The organism is Arthrobacter sp. Bi26, from assembly GCF_918697925.1.
Taxonomy (GTDB): domain Bacteria; phylum Actinomycetota; class Actinomycetes; order Actinomycetales; family Micrococcaceae; genus Arthrobacter.
Genome location: NZ_CAKKMF010000093.1, coordinates 1 through 18,258 on the forward strand (window position 1 = coordinate 1; position 18,258 = coordinate 18,258).

At 65.4% G+C, this 18,258-nt stretch carries 14 protein-coding genes, 1 tRNA gene and 1 rRNA gene; 9 read left to right on the forward strand and 7 right to left on the reverse strand.

Features of this window, described 5'->3' with window-relative positions; all coding sequences use genetic code 11:
- Together rrf and LQV16_RS19380 are read left to right on the forward strand one after the other, a co-directional pair.
- A 5S ribosomal RNA gene (gene rrf / locus LQV16_RS19375) occupies positions 1-93 on the forward strand; the annotation flags it as partial.
- A gap of 130 nt (positions 94-223) precedes the next feature.
- Complete coding sequence (locus LQV16_RS19380) at positions 224-730, forward strand: SRPBCC domain-containing protein (RefSeq protein ID WP_229995511.1); 507 nt, start codon at positions 224-226, stop codon at positions 728-730.
- Between the two features lie 74 nt (positions 731-804).
- Here LQV16_RS19380 and LQV16_RS19385 read toward each other — a convergent pair whose 3' ends face one another.
- Positions 805-1,839: a LacI family DNA-binding transcriptional regulator gene (locus tag LQV16_RS19385; protein WP_229995512.1), complete on the reverse strand. Its 1,035-nt coding sequence runs from the start codon at positions 1,837-1,839 to the stop codon at positions 805-807.
- 5 nt (positions 1,840-1,844) lie between these two features.
- Positions 1,845-3,623, reverse strand: coding sequence for a glycoside hydrolase family 13 protein (locus LQV16_RS19390; RefSeq protein WP_229995513.1), 1,779 nt, complete (start codon positions 3,621-3,623; stop codon positions 1,845-1,847).
- Between the two features lie 183 nt (positions 3,624-3,806).
- On the opposite strand from LQV16_RS19390, the gene LQV16_RS19395 reads away from it, so the two are divergent.
- Complete coding sequence (locus tag LQV16_RS19395; protein ID WP_229995514.1) at positions 3,807-5,177, forward strand: FAD-binding oxidoreductase; 1,371 nt, start codon at positions 3,807-3,809, stop codon at positions 5,175-5,177.
- A 47-nt stretch (positions 5,178-5,224) separates the two neighbouring features.
- Here the strand turns inward: LQV16_RS19395 and LQV16_RS19400 are convergent, their stop codons facing one another.
- Positions 5,225-6,643 (reverse strand): DUF4032 domain-containing protein, encoded by a 1,419-nt coding sequence (locus tag LQV16_RS19400; RefSeq protein WP_229995515.1) that lies wholly within the window; start codon positions 6,641-6,643, stop codon positions 5,225-5,227.
- A 179-nt stretch (positions 6,644-6,822) separates the two neighbouring features.
- Complete coding sequence (gene ugpC, locus LQV16_RS19405) at positions 6,823-7,905, reverse strand: sn-glycerol-3-phosphate ABC transporter ATP-binding protein UgpC (RefSeq protein WP_090582840.1); 1,083 nt, start codon at positions 7,903-7,905, stop codon at positions 6,823-6,825.
- Positions 7,906-8,168: 263 nt separating this feature from the next.
- Here ugpC and LQV16_RS19410 point away from each other — a divergent pair, with 263 nt between their 5' ends.
- Positions 8,169-8,570, forward strand: coding sequence for a VOC family protein (locus LQV16_RS19410; RefSeq protein WP_229995516.1), 402 nt, complete (start codon positions 8,169-8,171; stop codon positions 8,568-8,570).
- A gap of 33 nt (positions 8,571-8,603) precedes the next feature.
- On the opposite strand, the gene otsB is transcribed toward LQV16_RS19410, so the two are convergent.
- The gene (gene otsB / locus LQV16_RS19415) at positions 8,604-9,434 is read right to left on the reverse strand and encodes a trehalose-phosphatase (RefSeq protein WP_229995517.1); all 831 of its coding nucleotides are present in this window, start codon (positions 9,432-9,434) and stop codon (positions 8,604-8,606) included.
- On the reverse strand, positions 9,424-10,833 hold the full coding sequence (locus LQV16_RS19420) for a trehalose-6-phosphate synthase (RefSeq protein WP_229995523.1): 1,410 nt from the start codon (positions 10,831-10,833) through the stop codon (positions 9,424-9,426). The genes otsB and LQV16_RS19420 overlap by 11 nt, the downstream gene beginning before the upstream one ends.
- A 292-nt stretch (positions 10,834-11,125) precedes the next feature.
- On the opposite strand from LQV16_RS19420, the gene LQV16_RS19425 reads away from it, so the two are divergent.
- From LQV16_RS19425 to LQV16_RS19435, 3 genes are all read left to right on the forward strand, one after another.
- Entirely contained in the window at positions 11,126-12,016 is an 891-nt protein-coding gene (locus LQV16_RS19425; RefSeq protein WP_229995518.1) for a DsbA family protein, read from the forward strand.
- A gap of 219 nt (positions 12,017-12,235) precedes the next feature.
- Positions 12,236-12,312, forward strand: a tRNA-Thr gene (locus tag LQV16_RS19430).
- A 289-nt stretch (positions 12,313-12,601) separates the two neighbouring features.
- The gene (locus LQV16_RS19435; protein ID WP_229995519.1) at positions 12,602-13,732 is read left to right on the forward strand and encodes a hypothetical protein; all 1,131 of its coding nucleotides are present in this window, start codon (positions 12,602-12,604) and stop codon (positions 13,730-13,732) included.
- Positions 13,733-13,825: 93 nt separating this feature from the next.
- Here the strand turns inward: LQV16_RS19435 and LQV16_RS19440 are convergent, their stop codons facing one another.
- Entirely contained in the window at positions 13,826-15,370 is a 1,545-nt protein-coding gene (locus tag LQV16_RS19440) for a PucR family transcriptional regulator (RefSeq protein WP_229995520.1), read from the reverse strand.
- A gap of 211 nt (positions 15,371-15,581) precedes the next feature.
- Here LQV16_RS19440 and speB point away from each other — a divergent pair, with 211 nt between their 5' ends.
- Both speB and LQV16_RS19450 read left to right on the forward strand, forming a co-directional pair.
- Complete coding sequence (gene speB, locus LQV16_RS19445; protein ID WP_229995521.1) at positions 15,582-16,586, forward strand: agmatinase; 1,005 nt, start codon at positions 15,582-15,584, stop codon at positions 16,584-16,586.
- Positions 16,587-16,765: 179 nt separating this feature from the next.
- Positions 16,766-18,238, forward strand: coding sequence for a cytosine permease (locus LQV16_RS19450; protein ID WP_229995522.1), 1,473 nt, complete (start codon positions 16,766-16,768; stop codon positions 18,236-18,238).
- The last annotated feature ends 20 nt before the right edge of the window (positions 18,239-18,258 follow it).

Here is an 18,258-nt window from a genome sequence, read left to right on the forward strand (position 1 = left end):
ACGCCCGGTCCCATCCCGAACCCGGAAGCTAAGACCCACAGCGCCGATGGTACTGCACCCGGGAGGGTGTGGGAGAGTAGGTCACCGCCGGAACACCATTCACGGTCGAGGACCCCCAACCACAGGTCGGGGGTCCTCCCGCATTTAACCCACAAACCATGAAATTGCCACCAGCCATTCCGTGAAAGCCGGGGAACGGCCCTCACGGGTAGAGTTGTTGCCCATGGATAACCTCTTCAGCCATGCTCCGGCGGGCGCACCGGAACCTGCCGCAGCGGACGAGCTCGATCCCGTCGTATTCACGGTGGTGGTGCCTGGCGCCGTCGCCAGGGCCTTTGTCGGGTTCACCGAGCACACGCACTTGTGGTGGCCGCTTGAGGACCACAGCGTCTACGGCGCCGGATCATATGTGGAGTTCGAGGAGAACCTGATCATGGAGACCGCAGACGATGGCAGCACGGCCGTTTGGGGTTCGATTGACGACTGGCAGCCGCCGCTGTCCTTCCATGCCAGCTGGCACCCTGGCACCACTGCCATGTGGTCCACCGAACTCCGGGTGGCATTCAGGGCGGTAGGCGAGGGAACAGAGCTCCGCCTGGTTCACAGCGGGTGGGAAGGCGCCGAGGATCCAGCCGCCACCCGCGCGGACTACCTGGCAGGCTGGCCCGGTGTCCTGGACCGCTTCGTTCAGTTCATGGGCGGCACCGGCGCGAGCAGCCCGGACGCCTGAGCAGCCCGGGGATCTGACATCCCCCTATACGCCGGCGCACACAACGGCGGCCGACCGGCGCAGCCCGGGCGTTCCTAGCCCCGCAGACGTCCTTGGTCCACGGGCGGAACAGCGGTGCTGTTGCGGATGACAAAGTGCGTGGGGTATTCGGTGTGCGCGGCCGCCGTGTCGCCGGCGCCGTCGAACCTCTCCAGCAAGCGCCGTACGGCCAGGGCGCCCTGACCCCGCGCGTCCTGATCGAACGTGGTCAGCCCGAAGACCTCACCCAGCTCATGGCCGTCGATGCCGATGACTGAGAGGTCCTGCGGCACCCGCAGTCCGAAGTCCCGGGCAGCGAGGATTACGCCGATCGCCATCTCGTCGGAGGCGGCAAAGACGGCCGTGGGGCGTTCCGGTGAGCTGCCGAGCAGCTTACGGGCATTGGCATAGGCGCCTTGGATCGTGAAATCGGCGGAGACCTGCCACTCCGGCCGGACCGCCAGCCCGGCGTCCCGCATGGCTTTCTTGAAGCCTGCCTGGCGTGTCCCGGGAAGGCGGAAGTCCTGCTCATAGGCGGCATCGCCGGTCATGTGGGCGATTTTGCTGTGGCCAAGCTGGATAAGGTGGCGCGCTGCGGCCTCCGCGATGCCGGAGTCATCGATGCGGATGGTCGACGCTCCGGGCAGCGGGCCGCCGATCCCCACGATCGGACGGTGAATGGCCAGCAGCTGGTCGATCTCCGCCTCGGAGAGCTCCAGGGACACGGCGATCACGGCGTCCACGCGTTTACGCAGCAGGAAGTCGTTCAGCACACTGTGGCGGCGCTCCCGGCCCTCACTGACGTTGTACAGCGTGAGGTCGTAGCCGGCGTCCAGCAGGGTCGCCGAGACACCCTCGACCACCGAGGAAAAAAACCACCGGTGGATCGAAGGGACAACCAGGCCGACATTGTGGTTCCGCCCGGAGGCGAGGCTGGAGGCCTGGTACGAGGCGACGAAGCCGAGTTCGGCGGCGGCGGTCCGGGCACGCTCCCGGCTGCGCGGGGAGACATTGCCCTTGCCACTCAAGGCGCGCGAAACGGTAGCGATGGAGAGGCCGGCCCGTTCCGCGACGTCCTTGATGCCGGGCATGCTTATTAGCCCTCCGTGTCCTCGATATAGATTTCCAGCCAAACAGTTTCACCTGAGCTTAACGGATCGCCGGCGCTGGCCACGTCCCCGGCGTCGTAGCTGGCCCCCGGGGGCGTCGAACTGCGCAGCAGCACCCGCCCGGCGGGCAGTTCCAGGGGCTCGGACCCCACATTCAGCAGCACCAGCGTGGAGCCGTTGAGGAAGGCAAGGCTGGTGTCCGTGCAGAGGTCCTCGTACCAGGACAGTGAGCCGCGGCCAAGGTCCAGCCGGCGGCGCAGCTCCAGCATCCTCTTGTAATGGCTCAGGTGCGATGACGGCGAATCGGCCTGCACATCCCGCGCCAGCCGCGCGAAACTCTCCGGCTGAGGCAGCCATGGGTCCTGCCCGTGGCCGAATCCGGCGTTGAGTTCCCCGGCCCGCCAGGGCAGCGGGATGCGGCAGCCGTCGCGGCCCAGCCGCGCACCCCCGGTGCGGGCGAAAGTGGGATCCTGGCGCCGGGTGTCCGGGATGTCGATTCCGTCCGGGAGGCCGAGCTCTTCACCCTGGTAGAGGTAAGCCCCACCGGGCAGCCCCAGCATGAACATGGACGCCGCAGCCGCCCGGGACCGTCCGAGGTCCTCGTCCGGCTGCGGATCCCAGGTGCCGATTCCGTCACCGTCGCGCGGCGCCTGCCCGTTGTATCCGAAGCGGGTGGCGTGGCGGACGACGTCGTGGTTGGAGAGCACCCAGGTGCTCGGAGCGGCGACGGCGTCCAGCGACGTCAGTGACTCGGTGATGACGTGGCGCATCCGGTGCACGTCCAGGCCAGCGTGGAGGTAGGGGAAGTTGAAGGCCTGGTGCATTTCGTCCGGGCGCACCCAATCCGCGAGCCGGGGGAGCGGGTCAACGTTTGCCTCGGCGCAGAGGATCCGGTCGGGGCCGTAGTCGGCGAGAATCCGCCGCCACTGGCGGTAGATGTCATGGAGGGCAGGCTGGCCAAACATCGGTGCGTCGTGTCCGGGGAAGCCGTCGGAGCTGCTGCCGTCGGCGCGGCCGCCCCACTCCGGCAGGCCGGGGGCCTTCACGAGGGCGTGTGCCACGTCCACCCGGAAGCCGGAGACGCCGCGGTCCAGCCAGAAGCGCAGGACCCGCTCGAATTCTTCATGGACGGCGAGGTTGTCCCAGTTGAAGTCCGGCTGGGAGGAGTCGAAGAGGTGCAGGTACCACTGGCCCGGGGCGCCGTCCGGCTCGGTGATCCGCGTCCAGGCTGAGCCGCCAAAGTGGGACTGCCAGTTGTTCGGCGGGTCCTCGCCGAATGCCCCACGGCCATCGCGGAAGATGAACATGTCCCGCTCCGGACTGCCGGCGGGCGCGGTCAGGGCGGTCTGGAAGGCCGGGTGCTGGTCCGAGCAGTGGTTGGGCACGAGATCCACGATCATCCGCAGCCCCAGCCGGGTGGCCTCGGCCATCATGGCGGCGAAATCGTCCAGCGTGCCGAACAAGGGGTCGACGTCGCAGTAGTCACTGACGTCGTAGCCCGCGTCACGCTGCGGAGAGCGGTAGAACGGGGACAGCCAGACGGCATCGATGTCCAGTTCGGCAAGGCGCGGCAACTCGGCCGTAATACCGGCGAGATCGCCGATGCCGTCACCGTTCAGATCCCGGAACGAGCGCGGGTAAACCTGGTAGATGACGGCAGAGCGCCACCATCCGGGAATGTGGTCTGCGGCGTGCACCGGGGTCAGCGGACCGGTCAGGGGGCCGGCCAGCGCTGCGGGCGAGAAAAGAACTGAATCAACGGACATGACGGCAATCGTAAGGCTCCGTTGCCAAAAAGTGAAAACGCTTCCAGTCATTTTTCTTCCGGTAATTTCGACCGGTTATTGGACTATCCGACGCAGCTTTGGAAGCGCTTGCAACTGTGAGCCGCATCACCGACAATGCACAGCCTTAGACTGGGATTCGAATCCGACCGAACTGGAGACCGCATGCGCAGCATCATCGATGAGCTGACTTCTTCCCTTGGCGCGGCGAAAATTGCCGTGGACGCCGCCACCCTGGCCGCCTACGCCGTGGACCAGGCTCCCGTCTTGGATTATCAGCTGCCGCAGGCCGTGGTCCGGGCCGAATCGGTGGCCGACGTGCAGGCCACAGTGCGTGCCTGCGCCGCCCGCGGCGTCGCGCTCGTGGCGCGGGGGGCCGGCACCGGAGTCTCCGGGGGCGCCCACGCGAGCGAGGGCTGCGTGGTGCTCACGCTCGAGGGGATGAACCGCATCCTGGACCTCAACCCGGATGACGAGACCGCCGTCGTGGAGCCCGGCGTCATCAACGCTGACCTCAACGCCGCCGCGGCCGTGCACGGGCTGATGTTCGCCCCGGATCCTGCGAGCTTCAAGATGTCCACCGTCGGCGGCAATGTGGCCACAAATGCGGGCGGGCTGCGCTGCGCGAAGTACGGGGTGACCCGGGACTCGGTCCTGGCCCTCGACGTCGTGCTCGCGGATGGCTCCCTCATCCACACCGGCCACCAGACCTTCAAGGGCGTCGCCGGTTACGACCTCACCGGGCTGTTCGTCGGCTCGGAGGGAACCCTGGGGATCGTGGTGGGGGTGACCGTGCGGCTGAAATACCTGCCGCGCGAAGTACACACCATCGCCGCCTTCTATCCGGACTTCCGCAGTGCCGCGGCCGGCGTCCTCGCCGTAGGCAGGGCCCGCGTGCAGCCGGCCATCATGGAACTGCTCGACGGCGGCTCGCTCGCCCAGCTCGACGACATCCACGGCTCGGACCTGGCCGCGCGCGGGGCGTCCCTGCTACTGATCCAGACGGACGGGTTCGGCGCGGCGGCGGAAGCCGCGGCCATCCGTCCGGTCCTGGCGGCGGGAGGAGCGGTGGTCACCATGGAGGCCAACGCGGAGGCAGAGCAGCTTGTCGAGCTGCGCCGCAACAGCCGCGGCACCGAGGTGGACGACGAATACCGGGTGGGCGAGGACGTGGCGGTGCCACGCTCGCGCCTGGTGGACTACGTGGCCGAGCTGGAGGCCATGGCGGCGGAGCACAACGTCCAGCTCAAAGTCGTGGCACATGCCGGCGACGGCAACCTGCACCCCACGTTCTGGATCGACCGGGCGGACAACACCGTGGACCCCGATGCCATGGCGCGCCTCGGCGCCGCCCTGGACAGGTCCATCGCCGTGGCGCTGGCCATGGGCGGCACCATCACGGGCGAACACGGGATCGGGCAGTACAAGCTGCGCTGGCTGGGCCTGGAGCAGAAAGAACCGGTGCGTGAACTGCAGCGCCGGATCAAGGAGCTGTTCGACCCGGCCGGGATCCTGAACCCCGGCAAGGCGATTTAGCTGAGGCGATTTAGCCCGGGCGTGCCACAACGCGCCCGGCGCGCGGCTTAGTCGTCGGAGTCGGGGTATTCGTCGATCGATTCGTCGGCGCCGTAGCGTGATTCCTCGGTCTCCACCTCGAGGATCTTGAGCAGCCCCGTGTCCGGGTTGAGCATGATGGCAGCCTCGTCCCGGCGGTGGCGGAGTTCGTTGTCAATGTACGACTGGACGGCCTCGGCCAGGGGGATGTGCCGGTTCTCCTTCTCGGAGATGTACCAGCGGTGCTCCAGGACCTCGTGCACGGCCTCGGCCGGCTCGAGCTTGCCGGAGAGGTCGCGGGGGATGGCCCGCACGATCGGTTCGAAGATCTGGCTGACCCAAAGGTGCGCGCTGTATTCCTCGTCCATGCCCGGGTTGTTATCCGCCCGGAACGAGTCCATATCGTTCAGGAGCCGGCGGGCCTGGTTCTCCTGGGCGTCCAGGCCCGTCAGGCGCAGCAGCCGGCGCTGGTGATGCCCGGCGTCGACGACCTTGGGCTGGAGCTGGATGGTGGAGCCGTTCTGCGTGGTCTTGATCGCGTATTCCTCGACGTCGAACCCGAGCTCGTTGAGCCGCCGGATGCGGGCGGCAACGCGCCAGCGTTCCCCGATCTCAAACGACTCCTTTTCCGTCAGCTCGGTCCACAGCCGCCGGTAGCTGTCCATGATCAGCTCGCTGGTGGCCACCGGGTCAACCTTCTCCTCGATCAGGCCGCCGTCGAGCAGGTCCATGAGTTCCCCGGCGATGTTGACGCGGGCGATTTCGAGGTCGTACTCGCGCTGTCCGGTGGACAAATCCGGGTACAGCTCGCCGGTTTCGGCGTCTACGAGGTAGGCGGCGAAGGCACCGGCGTCGCGGCGGAACAAGGTGTTGGAGAGCGAGACGTCGCCCCAGTAGAAGCCGATCAGGTGCAGCCGGACCAGCAGCAGCGCCTGGGCGTCGATGAGGCGGGTCAGGGTGTCCTTGCGCAGCATCTGGGAGAAGAGCGCGCGGTAGGGCATGGAGAACTTCAGGTGCCGGGTGACCAGCACGGGGTTCAGTGGCCGGCCCTCCGGGGTGGTGCGCCCGGTAATGACGGCCACCGGCTCCACGCCGGGAACGTCCAGCCGGGCCAGCTTGCGGAGCATGTGGTACTCGTGGCGGGCCACGTGCTCCGAAGTTTCCTTGATGGCGATGACGGAGCCGCCGAGGTGGGCGAAGCGCACGATGTGCCGCGAGATGCCGCGGGGGAGCGCTGCCAAATACTCTGCCGGCCAGTCCTCGAGGGCAATGTGCCAGGGCAAGTCCAGGAGCTCGGGCTCGGTGGCGGCGGCCGTGATGCTCAGCGAACTGGACACCAGCGAGGCCTTTTGGTCATTGGCGCTCGCGGCTTCGTACCGGGGCAATTTTCCGATCTGACCGTAGTCAGTGGGCTCGTCGTGCCACTGGGCGCTGTTTTCCTCGGTCATGCGTGTTCCTCGGTCATGAATCAATTCTTCCGTATTTGCAGGGCCGCACCTAAAGCGGGGCAGTTAACGCCCGACGGCGGCCCTCCACAGGGGAGGACCGCCGTCGGTTGCCGGTGGGTGGGCCCACGCCGGTAGGGTTCCCTAGCCGAAGCGGAGCGAGGTTAGGGAACCGGTGGGGACTAGTCGCCGAGACGCAGGCCGGTCTTGGTGTCGAACAGGTGTACGTGGCCTGACTGCGGGCGGACCCAGATGGACTCGCCCTTCATCGGGGGGCGGCGGCCGTCGACGCGGGCCACGATGTCGTGGCTCTGGCCGTCCAGCGTGGTGTGGCCGTAGACGTAGGCGTCGGCGCCGAGTTCTTCGACGACGTCGACCTCAACCTGGAGGCCTTCGCCCTGGGCAACAGTCTCAAGGTCTTCCGGGCGGGAACCGAGGGTCACGGTCTGGCCGTGGGCCTCTTCGAGGACGTCGCGCGGTACCGGGTAGACGGTCCCGCCGAACTGCACGCCGCCGTCGACGACGGGGAGTTCGAGCAGGTTCATGGCGGGGGAGCCGATGAAGCCGGCCACAAAGACGTTCTTCGGCTTGTCGTAGAGGTTGCGCGGGGTGTCGACCTGCATCAGCAGGCCGTCCTTCAGCACGGCGACGCGGTCACCCATGGTCATGGCCTCGACCTGGTCGTGGGTCACGTAGACCGTGGTGACGCCCAGGCGGCGGGTCAGGGACGCGATCTGGGTGCGGGTCTGCACGCGCAGCTTGGCGTCAAGGTTGGACAGCGGCTCATCCATGAGGAAGACCTGCGGGTTACGCACAATGGCGCGGCCCATGGCGACGCGCTGGCGCTGGCCGCCGGAGAGGGCCTTCGGCTTGCGGTCCAGGTACGGTTCGAGGTCGAGCAGCTTGGCGGCCTCACGGACACGCTCGGCGCGCTCTTCCTTGCTGACGCCGGCGATCTTCAGCGCGAAGCCCATGTTGTCCGCCACGGTCATGTGCGGGTACAGGGCGTAGTTCTGGAACACCATGGCGATGTCGCGATCCTTCGGCGGAACGTCCGTGACGTCACGGTCGCCGATGAGGATGCGGCCGGAGTTGACGTCCTCAAGACCTGCAAGCATGCGCAGGGAGGTCGACTTTCCGCAGCCGGAGGGTCCAACGAGGACCAGGAATTCGCCATCGGCGATATCAATGTTGAGCTTGTCAACAGCGGGCTTATCGGTGCCCGGGTACAGGCGTGTTGCGTTGTCAAAAGTAACTGTAGCCACAGTTATCAATCCCTTCACCGGCAGGTACGTGCCGGACGATCCGTAGTGAATGGTCATTTTATTTAGTTGTTAATTCAATTTTGGGTTTCTCACGCGCATACTCCTCGGCCGAAGCCGAGGAGTATCCAGTGACGCCGCACGGTAGCTGTGCGCCACATCACAACCAGAGTATGTCAGATATATGGCATTTGGACCAAAATGTTACGGATGTCACAGGTGATGTCCGTCATGTGGCGTCCGAAGTGGGTATGTATGCTGTGCGCATGACGGCACTGCAGATCTATGTCAGTTTCCCCGGCACGGCGCGTGAAGCACTTGGCTTCTACGCCGACGTTTTCGGCGGAGAGCTTGCCTTGTTCACGTACGAGGAGTTCAACCGCAGCGACGGCCCGCCGGATGCCATTGCCCACGGACAACTGAACGGCGCAGTCGCTTTGGCGGGGTCGGATGCGGCAGCGGGCGAGAAAAGCGTCCGGTTCGAAGGCCTCATGCTCTCGCTGCTGGGGACCGCCGAACCGGCAGTTCTCCACGAGTGGTTCGACAAGCTCGCCGTTGACGGCCGGGTGATCGACCCCCTTGCCCCGAAGCCCTGGGGCGCAACAGATGGCCAGGTCGTCGACCGTCACGGACTGCACTGGTTGATCGGCTACGAACCTGAGTCGTGACCGACGCCCAGTTGCCCGCTCAGTATGCCCGCTTTAGCTCCCAGATTCGACGGCCTTCTTCCGTTCACGCAGCAGTGCCTCGAGCAGTTCGCAGATGTGGACCGGCGCCTCCACGCGGAACTCGGCCTGGGTGAAATCGAGCCCCACTTTCACACCGAGATCGCCCGGGACCAGGCTGGCCAAGGCGTCCTCGTCGGTGGTGTCGTCTCCGGCGAAAGCCACAGCCGTGGCTCCGGCAACCTGCCGCAGGAACGCAATGCCCTCGCCCTTGGAGGCATTCACCACTGAGGTCTCCAGGACGCGGTTGCCCGTCTTGAGGAAGACGCCGCTGCGGTCCTGCAGGACCGATCGCGCCGCGGCGACGGCGTCCTCGGCGACGTCGTCGGCCGCGAGCCGCGTGTGCAGGACGACGCCGGCCGGTTTATCCTCCAGAAGGGTTCCGGGGGCCTGTTCCACGATCCCTTCGAGTTCCTTGCGGACCTCGGCCAGGATTTCGCGCTGGGCATCGTCGAGCATGAGCTGCGAGGAGCCGGGCCCCATCCAGACCTCTGCGCCGTGGCTGCCGATCAGCAGCGTCTCCTCCGGCGGGGAGGCGACGGCCCGCAGGCTGTCCAGCGCGCGGCCGGAGATGAGCGCCGTCGTGGTCCGGGGAAGGTGTGCCAGTGCCGCGAAGGCGGCCGCGGAGCGTGGGAGCGCGCGGGCGTCCCCCGCATGATCCACGAGCGGTGCCATGGTGCCGTCGAAGTCCATCGCCACGAGCAGGTGCTCGGTGCCGGCGATGCGGCGAAGCGCCGCCAGCAGTTCAGGGGAGAGCGAGAGCGGGGCCGTGCCTGGATCGTTGGTATCGGTGGCGTCAGGAGTCATCGCGTACAACCTTTTCAGCGAGGGCGGTCAGAAAGTCGGAGGACCAGAGGTCGACGTCGTGGTCCAGGATCTGCTTGCGCATCGCGCGCATCCGGCGTCCGGCCTCGGCGGGCTGCATGTTGACCGCCCGCATGATCGTGTCCTTGAGCCCGTCGATGTCGTGCGGGTTCATCAGGAGCGCCTGTTTGAGCTGGTCCGCGGCGCCGGCGAATTCGCTGAGCACCAGGGCGCCGTCGTTGTTCGTCCGGGCCGTGACGTATTCCTTGGCGACCAGGTTCATGCCGTCGCGCAGGGCGGTGACGAGCATGACGTCGGCGGCCAGGTAGAGCGCAACCATTTCCTCGATGGGGTAGCTGTGGTGCAGGTAGCGGACGGCGGTGTTTTGCATCGTGTCATAGGTGCCGTTGATGTGGCCCACCGTGCCCTCGACCTCTTCGCGGAGCAAGCGGTACTGTTCTACGCGTTCCCGGCTGGGGCTGGCCACCTGGATCAGCGAGGCGTCCTCGACGGTGACCTTGCCGTCCTGCAGCAGTTCCTCGTAGGCCTTGAGCCGGTGCCGGATGCCCTTGGTGTAGTCGAGTCGGTCGACGCCGAGCAAGATGGTCTTGGGATTGCCGAGGTCCCGGCGGATCTGCTGCGCGCGCTCGATGACTTCCGGACTCTTCGCCAGCTCGCTGATCTGCTTGACGTCAATGGAGATAGGGAATGCCTGGGCCCTCGCGATGTGGGTGGTTTCGCCGTCGGTGCCCCTGACGTGGACCTGTTGCTGCTTGACGCTGGCGCCCAGGAAGCGCCGGGCGGAGCGCATGAAATTTCCGGCATCGCTGCTGCGCTGGAAGCCCACCAGGTCAGCGCCCAGCAGTCCGTCGATGATCGCCCGGCGCCACGGGAGCTGGGCGAAGATCTCCGGCGGAGGGAACGGGATGTGGTTGAAGAACCCGATCGTCAGGTCCGGCCGGGCCTCCCGGAGCAGCTTCGGAACCAGCTGGAGCTGGTAGTCCTGCACCCAGACGGTGGCGCCGTCGGCCGCATGGCGGATGACGGCGTCGGCGAACCTCCGGTTGACCTTCCGGTAGGAGTCCCACCAGGTGCGGTGGAACTCCGGCGGGGCGATCACGTCGTGGTAGAGCGGCCACAAGGTGGCGTTGGAAAAGCCCTCGTAGAAAAGCTCGATGTCGTCCGTGCTCAGCTGGACTGGGATCAGGTCAATGCCGCCGTGGCTGAAAGGCTCGACGCTCTCATCGGGCGCGCCATGCCAGCCCACCCAGGCGCCGTCGGTCTTGGTCATCATCGGGGCCAGCGCTGTCACGAGTCCGCCGGGGGAGCGGCGCCAACCGTCCTCACAGCCGGTCTCGTCGGCTGAACATCGGTCAACGGGCAGCCGGTTGGACACCACCATGAAGTCGAACTGATCCCCTGCCCCGGCGCCGGTTGCCGCGCCGTCGGTGGCCGTCCGAGCCGCTTCAGTGGTGTCGTGCCCGCCGTGGCCGGCGCTGTCCGTTGCTTCCATTGGTGCCCCCTGGGGTCCGCTCGTGGCTCTCCATCAACCCTAGCCGCACGGAATCTTCCGGGCTATTCGTCCGTTGGGCAGGCGGGAGGAAACTTGAAAGCGCAAGTTCTCGGGTTTCTCCCCTAAAATGATGAAGTTGCCACTGAGTGGACCGTCCCTGGCCGAACGACCCGAGGAACCAATGAGCCCCGCAAACGAACCCCGACAGTCTAAGGCAGAGCGCACTGCCGCGGCGCGTGACAAAGCCCGTGAAATCCGCGAGGCGCAGCTGAAAAAAGAGAAGCGCAACAAGCTGCTGATTGGGTGGGGCATTGTTGCCGCCGTCGTCGCCATCATCGTGATCGTGGCGCTGGTTGTCACTTCCAACATCAAGAACAACGCCCCGGTGGCCGACGAGGGGCCCACGCCGGCCAACGGCAACGTCCACGGCGGCGTCACCCTGCTGGCGAACACTGAGGTTGCAAAGACCGATCCCGCAACCGTGAAGCTGTCCGACCTGCCACCAGCGCCGGCCACCCCGCCGTCTCCGGTCACGGCACCGGGCGCCGAGGCTGAGGCCGGCAAACCGGTCAAGGTGGTCCTCTACATCGACTTCATCTGCCCCGTCTGCAAGAGCTTCGAGGCGCAGTACAACGAGACGCTCACCAACCTGCGCAACGAAGGCAAGATCTCGGTGGAATACCGCCCGCTCGGTTTCCTGGACAGCCGGTCCACCACCAACTACTCTTCGCGCGCGGCCAACGCCGCAGCCTGCGTGGTCAACGAATCCCCGGAGAAGTACTCGGACTTCGTCGACCTGCTGTTCGCCAAGCAGCCGGCAGAAGGCGGTGCGGGACTCTCCGATACCGAGCTGAAGAAGCTGGCCGCCGACGTCGGGGCCAACAGCATTGAGACGTGCGTGGATGACAAGACGTACCGCCCGTGGGTCAAGCACACCACGCAGGAGGCCTCGGTGATCGGAGTGACCGGCACGCCCACCGTGTTCGTCGAAGGCAAGCAGTGGGGCCAGGGCGACAGCGCCCAGACTCCGTTCGATCAGTTCCTGCAGGCCGCGGTCGACGCCAAGAAGTAGCCCGCCACGGCACCTGCCGTTGAAAGCCCGCAAGTGAGGGCCCGGCCCCGGATGAATGCGGGGCCGGGCCTTTCTGTTGCCCTTCGCTTCGCGGCAGGGGCGTTGCGCGTTTTTCTCACCGGGCGTCGGTGGGCTAATCTTGTCTAGCGTCCTGACATCCGCCCAATTCTTGGTCTGGTGTTTTGGAATCCAGTGCTTGGAGTCCAGGGGCGCAGGAATGCCTCCTTAGCTCAGTTGGCCAGAGCACCGCTCTTGTAAAGCGGGGGTCGTCGGTTCGAATCCGACAGGGGGCCCCACGAAGAACCGCGCCGTTACTGGGATCAGCCCGGTGGCGGCGCGGTTTCGTTTAGGCCTCAGCAACGGCATCCCCTCCAAGCCCCTTCGACACTTGCGGTCTCGGGCGTTCCTTCGCCGCCTCCCTCTTGGCACCTGTGCTGCACGCGGCGCCGCTCGCGTGGGACCGGCAGGAAGGCCTTCATGAGGGTTCCTTCATGACCCTTTAATCGGCGCCTCATCGTTGTAGGCCATGCTGGTCACACCAGCCGGCTTGTGTCGGAAGAGCCCGCGAACGCTGAGGACGGCAACATGAACGGACCGAGCATGGCGGCGGACCCTCCCCACATCAGCTGGCCTTCCCCCGTCCCACTGTCCGCCGACGACGGTTCCGGCACAACCTGGCATATCCAGCGGGCGTGGCCCGATAGGACACCGGGAGACTACGTTCTAGAGGTCCGGACACCGGGACGGCCCGGCGTCCGGGGAGCCCATCTGCGTCACGGGCACCTCGAACTCATCCCGCCGGACGATCCGGGACTGCCCGCCCTGCGGGCGGAAGCGCAGCAGGGGGAATTGATTTCGTATTGGCCGTACCACCAGGCTGTCGTCCGGGCGGAGGGCCGCTATATAAAGATCTTCGGGCCCGGGGGCGCCGTCGTACCGGCCGAGCGCTGCGCACAGATGGACGTCCTGCTGGACGCCGGCAACTTCAAAACGCCCAGAATCCTTCGTCAGAGTTCCCAGGCGGACGTCATCGTTTTCAGCACCATGCCGGGACCGACTCTGAACGAGCTGGGCCGGGTGGAGGCCGCCGTCTGCGATGAAGCGTTCGCCAAGGCATGGGAGAAATGGTCGCGCGCCTGGGTCGCGGAACTGAACGGCTCCCATGGCCCAGCAGCACGAGGCGTTCTCGACAGCCTTCCGCTCCGTTCAGCAGAGTGGGAAGCCACGAAGGTGTGTCGACGGGTGGACGACTGGTTGCGGCACAATGAAACCGTCCCCGAGTTGTCGTCTCAGCGCGCTGTCTTGCGCGCCGCTGCAGAGCAAGTGGCCATGAACCTGCTACGGACGGCACCGGATCCGGTGGTATGGGCCCACGGAGACCTGTACGACAAGCAAATCATCGTTCCTGACGGCGACATCCAGCCCGGACTGTTGGACTTCGACAGTACGGCCCGACACGAGGCCGCCCGGGATCTGGCCGGTCTGGACGCCCATCTGGAGCTTCATCTACGAAATAACCGCATGACGCCGGCACGGTACCTAACGGCTCACACGCAGGTGCTGGCCGTGGCCGAGGAACTGCGCGTCAGTCCAGTCCGGTTCGATGCGTACTCGGACGCCATCTGGCTCCGTCTGGCACTTTCTCCGTTACCCGGCCGCTTCTCCCTGGCCATCGCCGTCCTCGCGGAACGGGCCGCGCAGACAGGGGCCCACTAAACCTATCGATTGCTCCGTAGCCGCCCTTTTGGCACCTGATAAGGGCGGCTACGGAGCAATCGATGGGGATGACCGACGGCGGCGGCCCCGCCGTCAACGTCGTGGAGTGCTGACCTCAGCCGTCGGCAGACGCCGCGGATTGCCGTGGAGGTCCATGGCTTCATGGATCTGCAGGGCAAACCACAGTTGCGCCAGCGTGGAGGTTTCGGTCATATCAAGGCCGGTGAGCTCGCTGATCTTCCGGATGCGATAGATGATGGTCTGCCGGTGCGCGAACAGGGCCGCCGCTGTTTTCTGCCAGGACCGTTGCATGTCCAGGAACGTCTTCAGCGTGACGATGAGGTCCCCGTATTCTCCCTGTTCGTATTCGAAGATGGGTCCGAGGAGCCGCTGGACCAGTGCATTGCCTTCCTCAAAGCTGGTCAGTCCCAGCCACGAGGGTCCCTCGGCATACCGGACCAGCCGCTCGCCGGTGCTTGATGCCGTTCCAAGTGCCCACATCGATTCCTGAAGAGCTCTCTGCACTCCAGCGGCCGCGGAAGGCCGGCTGATCCCGATCCTGACGTCCACGGGGACGGTATGCCGCAGGAGATCATCGGTGCAGTCTGAGGCCACAGCCAAGTGCAATGTGTTGAAAGAGCGCTGGCACGCCGTCGGATAGCCGTGTCGCCAAAGATCAACGTGGATCCCCGCGAGGCGCTCACCGTCCTCGCTGGACATGGAGATGATGAGGAATTCCCGTGTCGAAATCCCGAACTCAGGCAGCCGGCTTTCAATGTCGGCGATGCCCAGGCGCCCGTCGAAGGCCTGCAAGAGGAACTCCGCACCCAGCCGGCGCTGGTTCTCGAGGGACAGCGCCGTCCGCGACAGCTCCAGTCCAAGGACTGTGGCCGCATGGAGCAGCACCACCGCATCCGGGTGAGGCTCGGATTTCGGCAGCACCACCAGAAGCGCATTGGCGTGAGTCGGAATATCCATCATGAGAAGGTGGCTGTCCCCGAAACGGTGCCACTGGAACTTCTTGCTGGCCACAGGTGACTTGCTGGTCAGCGGTTCAAGTTGCTGCCTTAGCTCCGGCGGCAGTGACTGGCCTCCGTGATGCCAGGCATGCAGGCACCGTCGATCAACCACGAAGAGGCTGGCGTCGAGCTCAGCTTCGATGCCCAGGATCAGGCTTTGCCAGTGGTTCTCCGATGGGCCCGCGAGACGCAGCAGGTCGTAGATACGGGCCGTCTGGCGCAGCCTGCGGGACTCCTCAAGCAGTGAAGATTCAGCGACCGAACGTGCGATGGCGATGAACGGAAGCGGGTAAGGGATGTTGATGACCGGCAGCGGCAGGCGGTCACAGGCCGCCAGGAACTGCGGAAGGAGCTCGGGGGCATGCATCTGCTCGCCGATCGCCAGGGCACTGGCACCTGCGTTCACCAGCGCCTCGGCCAGCTCAACCTGCCCCTCGGGATCGGCCGGAATGGAGAGCCCGTTGGTCATCATGAGCTCGCCGCCGGTGACCCATTCCCACAAGCGCGGCAGGTCGGAGGTGTGGGCCCAGGTGACCCGGTTGCCCAGACCGGCCGGGCCCGCCAGCAGGGTCAGGCCCAGTTGGGGTTCGGCCAGCAGTTCGGCCACGGTGATCGCCATTCGCGGTTCCTGTTCATCAGTCCGGAGGCCGTCCCCAAGCCGCTTATACATATGTATAAGCCTCTCGGCTATTTGTAGTCAATCGACGCATATGCCACGTGACGCCGATCACTAATAGTTAAGGCATAGACCTCGACCGGCGCAGGACCTCAGCTCAGAGAAGAACATCTGCCAGGCCGGCTGAAACCAAAGCAACTGGAGGATCCCTGACATGACCACGCACAAGCCAATCGGCCCCGTCGACGCAACAAAAGTCCCCCGCTATGCGGGCCTGGGCACCTTCGCCCGGCTTCCTCAGATTGACCGCGTGCCGGACTATGACATTGCGATTGTCGGTGTCCCGTTCGACGGCGGTACCTCCTACCGCCCTGGCGCCCGCTTCGGTCCGGCCGCTGTCCGTGAAGCGTCGCGGCTGTTGCGCCCCGGCTACCACCCGGAGCTCGACGTCGAGCCCGTGTACGAAGCCCAGGTTGTGGACGCCGGCGACATCGCCTGCACCCCCTACGACATCGCCCGCGCCGTCCGCGAGATCGAGGAGCAGGCCCTCCCGCTCCTCGGCGACGCCGGCTCCGGCAAGAGGCTCATCTCCATCGGTGGCGACCACACCATCGCGCTTCCGATGCTGCGGGCGTTGAACAAGGTCCACGGCCCGGTGGCCCTGCTCCACTTCGACGCGCACCTGGACACGTGGGACACCTATTTCGACCAGCCGGTCACGCATGGAACCATCTTCCGCCGGGCATTCGAGGAAGGCCTTCTTGTCGAGGACAAGTCGATGCACGTGGGCATCCGCGGCCCGGTTTATGACCGCAACGACTTCCTCCGCGACCATGAGTTCGGCTTCCAGATCATCCGCTGCTCGGACCTGGACGTCATCGGCGTTCCGGCCGCGATCCAGCGCGTCAAGGAGCGGCTGGGCGACACCCCGGTGTATGTCTCCATCGACATCGATGTCCTGGACCCGTCCTACGCGCCGGGCACCGGCACCCCGGAAATGGGCGGGCTCCACTCCCGCGAACTGCTGGCGCTGCTCCGCGGACTGGACGGCATCAACATTGTGGGCGCCGACGTCGTCGAGGTCGCTCCGGCCTACGACCACGCAGACATCACCACAGTCGCCGCCGCGACCCTCGTCTTCGACCTCCTCGCCCTGATGGTGAACCGCAGTAAGGCCACCGCCAACGTCGCCCAAGAACTGCAAACCGCCACCGTTTGAGCCACAAGGGCTGGGTATCGCGCCTGATTTGTACATATGTATGAACAGGTTTACGGCGTCTATTCAATCGCCGGATTTCCACTGTGACAAAAGTCACGAATGATTGATACATCAGATCCCGTGCTCGACGAAGCGCCGGGACAGAACAAAGAGGTTCCCATGAACTCCTGGAACGCATCATGAGCACGCACCCCACTCACACCGTCGCGGGCGAGGTGCCCCGGCTCGAGGACAAGACCATTCAGCCCATCCCCGCCGATGAACGCCACGGAAAAGCGCGGGATCTTTTCACCATCTGGTTCGGTTCCAACATCATGATCATGACCATCGTGACGGGGGGACTCGCGACCACGGTGTTCGGGCTCAGCTTTGTGCCCGCCATCGTCGGAATCATCATTGGAAACCTTGTCGGTGGCATCTTCATGGCCCTGCATTCGGCCCAAGGCCCGCAGCTGGGCGTGGCGCAGATGATTCAGACCCGCGGTCAATTCGGTTCGTACGGGGCGCTACTGATCGTTGTCATCGTGGTGATCATGTACGTCGGGTTTTTTGCGGCGAACCTCGTCTTTGGCGGTCAAGCACTGGCCGCAGTCAACCCGGGCATCAGTGTTGACGCAGGCATCATTGTCATTGGCGTCGTGAGCGTCGTTGCCACCATCTTCGGCTACCGGCTCATCCACGCCTATGCACGCTTCTTGAGCATCGTGGCCGGTCTGGCGCTGGTGCTGGCCTTCACCTGGATCCTGGTCGTCCACGGATTGCCGGCCAGCTTCCTGGACCAGGGAAACTTCAACTGGGTGGGCTTCATGGCCACCATCTCCGTCTCCGCCCTCTGGCAGCTCGCCTACGCTCCCTACGTCTCGGACTATTCCCGCTACATGCCTCAGGGGACCGGCTCGGCCCCGGCGTTCTGGGCATCCTACTCAGGCTGCGTCCTGGGAACACTTTTCCCGATGGTCTTGGGTGCCTTGGTGGGAACGCTCGCCCTGGCACTGATCAACGATGGCAGCAGCGTCGAAATAGTCGGGAGCCTGGGATCCATGCTCGGGCCATGGACCATGGTGATCATCGGAATCTTCTGCCTCGGCGTTGCGGCGTCGAACGCCATGAACCTCTACTGCGGGGTCCTCTGCACCCTCACCATTGGGCAGACGTTCAGGCCAACCTGGTTGCCCCACGCCAAGACCCGGACCATTGCGGCGATCATCCTCTTCACGCTCGCCCTCATGATCTCGCTGTTCGCACGCGACAATTTCATCTTCTTCTACACGAACTTCCTCTCCTTCCTGATGTACGTCCTGGTTCCGTGGACGGCCATCAACCTGGTCGACTACTACCTTCTGCGGCACGGCGACTACAGGGTTGAAGACTTCTTCAAGCGCGACGGTGGAGTGTACGGAAGGTTCAACTGGATTGCGATCGGAGCCTATGTTGCCGGCGCCCTGATCCAGGTTCCGTTCTCGGCAACAGCGATGTTCACGGGCCCTGTCGCCGCAGCGATGAATGGCGTGGACCTCTCCTGGATTGTTGGCCTGGTGGTCGTTGCACCCCTGTACTACTTTGCGGCCCGCGTGTTCCGGAAGACGCCGGATGTCGCCCCCTTTCAGTCGCCCGTATTCGCAGCTGACCTGATTGAAGCGCCCCGGGCCTAGCGCCCTCCCCGGGCATACCG